Annotated in this window: 8 protein-coding genes; 6 read left to right on the top strand and 2 right to left on the bottom strand. The window is 61.9% G+C overall.

All coding sequences use genetic code 11. The features are described 5' to 3' along the window. The first annotated feature begins 115 nt into the window (after window positions 1–115). Entirely contained in the window at window positions 116–895 is a 780-nt protein-coding gene (locus tag CXQ94_RS16910; protein WP_258067153.1) for a methylenetetrahydrofolate reductase, read from the top strand. On the opposite strand, the gene CXQ94_RS16905 is transcribed toward CXQ94_RS16910, so the two are convergent. Next, complete coding sequence (locus CXQ94_RS16905) at window positions 892–1,893, bottom strand: nitrilase family protein (RefSeq protein WP_104091738.1); 1,002 nt, start codon at window positions 1,891–1,893, stop codon at window positions 892–894. The two genes, CXQ94_RS16910 and CXQ94_RS16905, sit on opposite strands and share 4 nt — an antisense overlap. Before the next feature lie 128 nt (window positions 1,894–2,021). Between CXQ94_RS16905 and CXQ94_RS16900 the strand changes: the two genes are divergently transcribed. The 3 genes from CXQ94_RS16900 to CXQ94_RS23100 all read left to right on the top strand — a co-directional run bounded on the left by CXQ94_RS16900 (window position 2,022) and on the right by CXQ94_RS23100 (window position 4,014). Continuing rightward, window positions 2,022–2,906 carry a LysR family transcriptional regulator gene (locus CXQ94_RS16900; protein WP_104091763.1) on the top strand — a complete coding sequence of 295 codons (885 nt, stop codon included), beginning with the start codon at window positions 2,022–2,024 and terminating at the stop codon, window positions 2,904–2,906. Between the two features lie 80 nt (window positions 2,907–2,986). Further along, window positions 2,987–3,364 (top strand): glyoxalase superfamily protein, encoded by a 378-nt coding sequence (locus CXQ94_RS16895; RefSeq protein WP_104091737.1) that lies wholly within the window; start codon window positions 2,987–2,989, stop codon window positions 3,362–3,364. Window positions 3,365–3,531: 167 nt separating this feature from the next. Next, on the top strand, window positions 3,532–4,014 hold the full coding sequence (locus CXQ94_RS23100) for a hypothetical protein (RefSeq protein ID WP_258067152.1): 483 nt from the start codon (window positions 3,532–3,534) through the stop codon (window positions 4,012–4,014). Between the two features lie 9 nt (window positions 4,015–4,023). Here CXQ94_RS23100 and CXQ94_RS16885 read toward each other — a convergent pair whose 3' ends face one another. Further along, entirely contained in the window at window positions 4,024–4,695 is a 672-nt protein-coding gene (locus CXQ94_RS16885) for a GAP family protein (RefSeq protein ID WP_104091736.1), read from the bottom strand. 90 nt (window positions 4,696–4,785) lie between these two features. On the opposite strand from CXQ94_RS16885, the gene CXQ94_RS16880 reads away from it, so the two are divergent. Continuing rightward, entirely contained in the window at window positions 4,786–5,580 is a 795-nt protein-coding gene (locus tag CXQ94_RS16880; RefSeq protein WP_104091735.1) for an SDR family oxidoreductase, read from the top strand. Window positions 5,581–5,655: 75 nt separating this feature from the next. Further along, a complete protein-coding gene (locus CXQ94_RS16875; RefSeq protein WP_104091734.1) occupies window positions 5,656–7,242 on the top strand; it encodes an ABC-F family ATP-binding cassette domain-containing protein in 1,587 nt (528 codons plus the stop codon). Window positions 7,243–7,251: the final 9 nt, after the last annotated feature.

Raw genomic sequence — 7,251 nt, 5'->3', positions numbered from 1 at the left:
CCCCGAACACCTCGCCCACATCGCCGACGGCATCGAAGACGCCGGCCACACCCGCCAAGAAGCAGCATCCCTGATTGAATCCCACTAGACCCGCTCACTCTAAATAGGAACCGTGATGCTCCCTACCCGCCTGGAAATCATCCCCACCGACGGCATCGTCGCGGCGGTGCGGGCGCAGGTCCCCGCCGGTGCCACCGTCACCGTGACCTGTCTTCCTCACCACGGCGTGGAACGCACCATGGACACGGCGCAAATGCTGGCTGGTCACGGATTCAACGCCGTGCCGCACCTTGCCGCACGGTCCATTGAATCGCGCGAGCAGTTGGCCAGCATTGTGCGGGCGTGCACCACCTCCGGCATCACGGAAGTCTTCGTGATTGGCGGGGATAAGGCCCAGCCGGCCGGGCCGTTCGCGTCCGGTGAGAGCCTGATGCGTGAAATCGCGGAACTGAGCGCCAACACCCTCACGATGGGCGTGGCCGGGTACCCGGAGGGGCACCCGGCCATCTCCGACAACCAGCTACTGGAATCCCTGCAGGCCAAGCAGGAGCTAGCCAGCCACATTGTCACCCAGATGTGCTTCTCACCGGCGGTCATTGGAGACTACATGGACACCTTGCGCACCGAGGGCGTAGGACTCCCTGTTTTGGCCGGCGTTGCCGGAAATGTCCCCCGGACAAAGCTTCTCCTGCTGGCCGCGAAGATCGGGGTAGGCAGTTCGTTGAAGTTCATCAGCGGCAAAGGTGCGCTTAGCCGGAGCCTGCTCATCGGGAGCCGCTACCAGTCGGGGGAGCTCATCAGGGCCTTGACGTCCCTGCCACATCCCCCAGCGGGCGTCCACCTCTACACCTTCAACAACCTGGATTCCGAGCCAGTGGCAGAGGTAGCCGGCTAGTAAACCGCTGGCGACTTCACGTCTACGGGCTCTCGAGAGAAGCGGGCATCGCGGGCACCCAATTCGTTGCCACGCCGCTCGGTCAACAAGGTGTAGAGCTCTGGCCGGCGCCCCCTCATCCAGCGTCTGCCGGTGGAGCGGGGAATGAGGTCCAGCTCAAGGTCTGCGATCACCACGGCCTCCCCGGCCGCCCAGGTTTCGGCGATGATCTTCCCGTAGGGGTCGATGAGCATCGAGTTGCCGGTGCGAATTTCGTCGTCGTCGCGGCCCACCCCATTGCTGAAAACCACAAAGAGGCCGTTGTCGTGGGCACGGGCGGGGAGCCAGCGCATGAGCCAGCCGCGGCCATGCGGGCCCTTGAAAGCGGCCTCGATGGCACCCGGGTCGCTTTTGCGATTCTCCCAAAGCTCAACGGGGATGGGCTTCATCCCGCGTGGGCTGGCTGAGTCCGTGCCACCTGTTTGGTGCGGCGCAACGAGGACGGTGGCGCCCAGCAGCGCCGTGGCCCGTACGTTCTCCACCAGGTTGTTGTCCCAACAAATCAAGATGCCCACCCTGATTCCCCAAGGGGTGTCGAAAACGGTGAATTCCGAGCCACTGTCGATGGCTGCATGTTCAAAGGCATGGAGCTTGCGATGCGTGTGCACCTCCCCGTTCGGAAGGCAGAATGAATAGGAATTGTAGAGCCGGCCGTCGTCGCCAAGTTCCAGAAATCCGACGCCGATGCCAGCTCCCAGCGTGCTGGCAAGTTCCCTCACCGTGCTGACGTGCGGGCCATTTTCGGACTCGGCCAGTTCCAGTAGCCGTTGGGGTGTTTGCCTGCGCAGATGCCAGTATCCAATCAGGCACATCTCCGGAAAGGCAATGAGCTGGGCTCCGGCCCTGGCGGCCTCCGTAGCCAGCCGCACAATGGTGGCCAGGTTTGCCATGGGATCGTCGGGGACCGCTTCAAATTGGATGGCGGCAGCGCGCAAAACGGGAGTGGAATGGGTGAACATGAACTTCTCCTTGGACGTTGACTACCCCCATGCTCGCGCCACCCAATCCATTCTGTCTAATGAATTATTCGCAAAATTCAATTCCATTGTGGAATAGAATGACAGGGAAAGCTAAAGAAAGGTATGCCATGGAGATACGCCTCCTGCGAGCCTTTGTTGAGGTCGCACAGCAACAAAACTTTGGCCATGCCGCCGCGGAACTCTCCACCACGCAATCGGCGCTGACCAAGCAGATTCAACTGCTGGAGCGCCAACTCGGCACTGTTCTTTTCTCCCGCGGCCGGCACGGTGCTGCGCTGACGGCCGCCGGTGAAGCACTCATTACTGATGCCACGGAACTCCTTCAACGTGCAGACGCGCTGGAGCGCCGGATGAAGCGCCTGGCCGCAGGAACCGAGGGGCTGCTCACGGTCGGCTTCGGCATGTCGGCACTCGAGGTGGCACCCCGCGCCGTGGCTACCTTCCGTGCCCGCCATCCCGGCGTCGACATCTCCTTGGAGGATATGTCCTCCAAGGCCCAAGCCGAGGCAATCCGGACGGGCAGGCTCAGCGTTGGGTTCATTCGGCTGCCCGCTCCGGCCGGTCTGGCAAGCAAAGTGGTTCACCACGACGGGCTTGCCCTGGCCATTCCCTTCGGTGAATCGACGCCCCGACTCAGCCGGCAAGCGCTGGCCAGTTGGCTCCAGGCGCGCCAGCTCATCAGGCTCATTCCGGCTCGAGGCCCGGGCCTCACCGCGCAAACCCAGCAACTGTTCACCGACTTGGGTGCCAGTCCGGGAGTTCTTCAGGAAAGCTCGGACCTGCTGACGGTGCTGGCATTGGTCGCCGCCGGGGTGGGTTCCGCCGTGGTCTCTGCCAGCACAAGCGCCATAGTGCCCGACGGCGTGAAAGTAGTTCCCCTTGATCTGGACTCGGCGCGCTGGAGCATTGGAATCGCATGGCTTGCTGAGAGCACGGACCCTTTGATTCCACTTTTTCTGCGCTCGCTCCAGTCCGCTGAAACCTCCCCTTAGGGGATGATCTTGGCTAAACATCCGGGTCAAGAAGCGCGCAACTCTTCCGCGTAGCGGCGTAGAGGGCTAGCGTTTGGCGCATGGACTGGAAACTTGAACTTGTGTTTGTCCCCGTGTCCGATGTGGACCGCGCCAAGGATTTCTATGTGAACAAGGTGGGCTTCCACGCCGACTTTGACGAACGCCCCATGGAGGGAATCCGCTTTGTGCAGCTGACCCCGCCGGGTTCCGCCTGCTCCATCTGTTTTGGCGAGGGCCTGACCGATGCCCCTCCCGGCAGCGCCCCCAGCCTGCAAATGGTAGTCAGCGACATTCAGGCCGCGCACACCCAGCTCAAGGCCAACGGCGTGGACGTCAGCGACGTCGACATTCAGGCCTGGGGTCACTTTGTAAACTTCGCTGATCCAGACGGCAACAAGTGGGCGGTCCAGTACATCCCCAGCCGCCCCAACGGCTAGAACAAGCACGACGCCCGGGGTGGGGTCCCCCTAGACCTCCTGCCCCGGGCGTCCAGTGGTCCACGCTGATACACATTCCTCCCGGTGACGGGCCCTTCGGCGATGGGCACAGCTCCCCATCGAGTTTTCAAGCGGATAACTCTAGTGTTTTGTTGTGGGGGTCTACTTTGACGACAAACAACGGGGTTGAACGCGTGAAGGATTCTCGCAGGGGAGGCAAAACCTTGGGCCGCGGCGGCGGTTTTGTGCCCGGCACCAGACGCCTCATGGCAGGATTCCTGGCGGCAACCGCTGTTCTTGCCAGCATCGCCGCCTGTTCTCCAAGCAACGATTCAGCGAGTTCCGTCAGTTGTACGGGGCTGGGCAATTACAGTTTTTCTCTAGCCGTGAATGGTTCAAACCCCTTGCTTCCCGATTCCATTCAGGGCCGTGACTACACGCCACTGGTTCGACTAGGGGGCACTCATGAGGATCAAGATCCGGCGACGGTTTTCTTGTCTCTCTTTGCCGGTCTGCCGGAACCGGCCACGACGCAGGATTTCAAGGGTTTGAAGCTCGGGGAGGAGATTACGTTTAGGGGTTACACCCTTAAGATCACCTCCATCTGTGATGGCAACGCTGGATTCGACCTTGTTTCGCAAGCGGAGTAAGGCGCCTCACTAGAAGCTGCCGATCCCGTTTCCGATCAAGACAAATCCGAAGACCAGCAGCAACAGCCCGGTCATGATGGCGTGGTTCACGCGCAGCCACGCCATGACATGTCCCAAGGGAACGCCCATTTTCTGCGGTGCGATCAGGTAGCCGGACACCGGAACCAGAACTGTCACGGAAGCTATCAGTAGGTAGGTCAACGCCGCCCACAGCTCTTGCGTGATGCTGAAGGCGGCTTCCCCGATGGCTATTCCGCCTGCGGCCGTGAGGGCCAGGTTCTTGGGATTCGCGGCGGAGAGCACCAGTCCCATGCCGAAGCTGCGCCCGGGGGAGTAGCTGCTGGCGGAGGCCATCCAGCCAGGGAGGCCGCCGTCGTCGGACGGGCCAAAGCGCTTGATGAACTTCCGGGCAGCCATGACCAAAAGGGCAACGCCAAGGAGAATTCTCAGGACACCCACCACGACGTTCGGTTCGCTGGCCCCGGAATCCTCCAGGGCGTCGATGGCAAATGTCAGGATTGCGATAATCGCGGCAATGCCCACGAGCCAGCCGCCCAGAAAGGCCAGGCCGTTGCCCCTGGGGCGGGCCGATCCCAGCAGTAAGACCACCATGATGATCGGAAAGGGGCTCAACGCCACCGCCAGCCCGAGGGGTAGCAGACTCCCGATAACCTCATTCATGGTGCGCTCCCTTATTTGCTCTCATGACCCCCTCGAAGTTTCCCACGAACAGGGCCCTGGCCGGAACCGGCGGCGCCTATAATCTCACCCATGACCAAACTGCGCGGTGCCCACGTCATTATCACCGGAGGTTCGCAGGGAATCGGGGCCGCGTTTGCCAAAGAAGCGTACGACGCCGGGGCCAGGGTTTCGCTGATTGCCCGCGGCGAGGCGGCACTCAAGGAACGGGCCGAGGGCCTTGGAGCAGGAGTTTCCTGGCGCAGTGCAGACGCCGCCGATGAACAATCGCTGAGCGCCGCCATCGACGCGTTGACGGCGGCCAACGGCCAGTGCGACGTTTTGGTGTGTTGTGCCGGAACGGCATTGCCCGGAAGATTCCTGGAGGTTCCCGACGCAGAATTTGAGCAACAATTCCGGCTCAACCTTCACGGCGCGGTGGCGGCCCTTCGTAAGGTCCTGCCAGGAATGGTTGCCCAAGGATCCGGCCATGTGGTCCTGGTGAGTTCAACGGCCGGCGTCATTGGGGTACCGGGCTATACCGCCTACGGTGCCAGCAAATATGCCATTCGCGGCCTGGCCGATTCGCTGCGCTACGAGGTGGCTCCGGCTGGGGTGAATGTGAGCGTTCTGTACCCGCCAGACACCGACACTCCCGGCTTCGCCGCGGAGAATTTGCGCAAGCCCCCTGAAACGGCCGCGATTTCCGGGGCAATCAAGCCCATGCCGGCACAAATTGTTGCCGCCGCGCTGGCCCGGGGAATCGGGCGCAATACCCCGAACATCACCGCAGACACGGCGACTCGTGTCCTGCTTCGATTCGGCGGGATCCTTGACCCAGTGCTGCGGTGGTCCTTCACACGCACCGCGGCCCGGGCATTGAAGTAGTCACAGCGCCCTGGGCGGTAAAGTGGAGATGGGTGTTTTCCCTGCCCCATCACTTGCCATAAGAGGACCACACCCATGAGCTTGATCCGTTTGAACGATGTCAGCGTGCGCTTTGACAAGGTCCAGGTGCTGCGCGAGGCGTTCTTCAAGCTCGAAGCCGGCGACCGGGTGGGCATGATCGGCAAGAACGGCTCGGGCAAATCGACCCTGCTCAAGCTCGTCATGGACCAGGTTGAGCCGGACACCGGCACCGTCAACGTGGAACTGGGCACCAAGATTGGCTACTTCTCCCAGTTCTCCGAACTCAACGGGTCCTCCACCATCCTTGAGGTGCTGGAGGAACTCTTCGCGCATGTGAAGGACATCGAGACGGAACTGGCAGGCATTGACGCCGCACTGGCCGTGGATCAGTCGGAGGCGGAGATGGACAAGCTGATCCACCGCCAGTCAGACCTCTTTGCGGACATGGACCGGCTGGATGGCTGGGACTACCAGCGCAACATCGACAAGGTCCTGACTACCCTGGGCTTCAACGAGGCCCACCGGGTGTGCGCCATCGACGAGCTTTCCGGGGGCTGGCGCAACCGTGCAGCCCTCGCCAAGATCCTGCTCGAGGCCCCCGACGTGCTTCTGCTCGATGAGCCCACCAACTACCTCGACGTGGCCGGGGTGGAATGGCTTGAAAGCTGGTTCAAGAACTTCAAGGGCGCGGCGATCATCGTCTCCCACGACAGGAAGTTCCTCGACGCCGTGGTCACCCGCATCATCGAGTTGGAGAACTTCCACCTGCACGAGTACCCCGGCAACTTTGCCGAATACGTGGTGGCCAAGCAATTCCGCCTGAAGACGCTGGAAAGCCAGTTCATGCACGAATCCGAGCTGCTGGCGTTTGAATCCGAAGGAATCTCAGATCGCCGCGAGGCCGCCAAAGCTGCGTCCAAAGGGTTGGATTCAAAGCTCTCCAAGATTAAGAAGTCCCGCGCGCCGCGGCCCGTGGACAAGATCATCACCGAGATCTACGGTGGCCTGCACGTCAAGGACGTGCTGTGCCGGGTCGAATCGCTGACCAAGGCATACGGGGACCGGACGCTGTTCAGCGACCTCAGCTTTGAGATCCGCCGCGGCAACAGGATTGTGGTCCTAGGCTCCAACGGCTCGGGAAAGTCCACGCTGCTGCGCGCCCTGACAGGGGAAGAGGCCGCCGATTCCGGCTACGTGACCTGGGCCAAGGGAGGCGGGCTGGTCTCCTACAACCAGCTCCTGGATGAGCTGGACCCGGATGACACCGTCACTCACGCCGTGAACGCCATGCCCGACAGCCTGGCCCTGACAGCCACCAAAAAGTCAGTGAACAGGTTCCTCGCCATGTTCCAATTCTCAGAGGCCGACCTCAAGCAAAAGATCGGCAACCTCTCCGGTGGCCAGCGGGCCCGTGTTGCCATGGCCCAGTGCCTTTTATCCGGCGCCTCCGTATTGGTGCTCGATGAGCCCACCAACCACCTGGACATGTCCAGCACGCAGGTCATGGAGCGCGCCCTCCTGCATTTCCCCGGCGCCGTCCTGGTGGTCAGCCACGACCGCTTCTTCACCGACAAGATCGCCAACCGCAGGCTCATGTTCGACGCCGAGAACCCTGGAGTAATCGCGGTCAGCGGCGGCTAAGGATTCTGT

Source organism: Arthrobacter sp. GMC3 (genome assembly GCF_002929305.1).
Classification (GTDB): domain Bacteria; phylum Actinomycetota; class Actinomycetes; order Actinomycetales; family Micrococcaceae; genus Specibacter.
Note: the sequence above shows the minus strand (reverse complement) of the source record. Positions and strands in the feature narration are given on the sequence as shown.

What these genes read in the sequence shown, in the direction of transcription:
- CXQ94_RS16905 (WP_104091738.1), bottom strand. Translation starts at nt 1,893, where the DNA reads ATGTTCACCCATTCCACTCCCGTTTTGCGCGCTGCCGCCATCCAATTT.
- CXQ94_RS16900 (WP_104091763.1), top strand. Translation starts at nt 2,022, where the DNA reads ATGGAGATACGCCTCCTGCGAGCCTTTGTTGAGGTCGCACAGCAACAA.
- CXQ94_RS16875 (WP_104091734.1), top strand. Translation starts at nt 5,656, where the DNA reads ATGAGCTTGATCCGTTTGAACGATGTCAGCGTGCGCTTTGACAAGGTC.
- CXQ94_RS16885 (WP_104091736.1), bottom strand. Translation starts at nt 4,695, where the DNA reads ATGAATGAGGTTATCGGGAGTCTGCTACCCCTCGGGCTGGCGGTGGCG.
- CXQ94_RS16910 (WP_258067153.1), top strand. Translation starts at nt 116, where the DNA reads ATGCTCCCTACCCGCCTGGAAATCATCCCCACCGACGGCATCGTCGCG.
- CXQ94_RS16880 (WP_104091735.1), top strand. Translation starts at nt 4,786, where the DNA reads ATGACCAAACTGCGCGGTGCCCACGTCATTATCACCGGAGGTTCGCAG.
- CXQ94_RS16895 (WP_104091737.1), top strand. Translation starts at nt 2,987, where the DNA reads ATGGACTGGAAACTTGAACTTGTGTTTGTCCCCGTGTCCGATGTGGAC.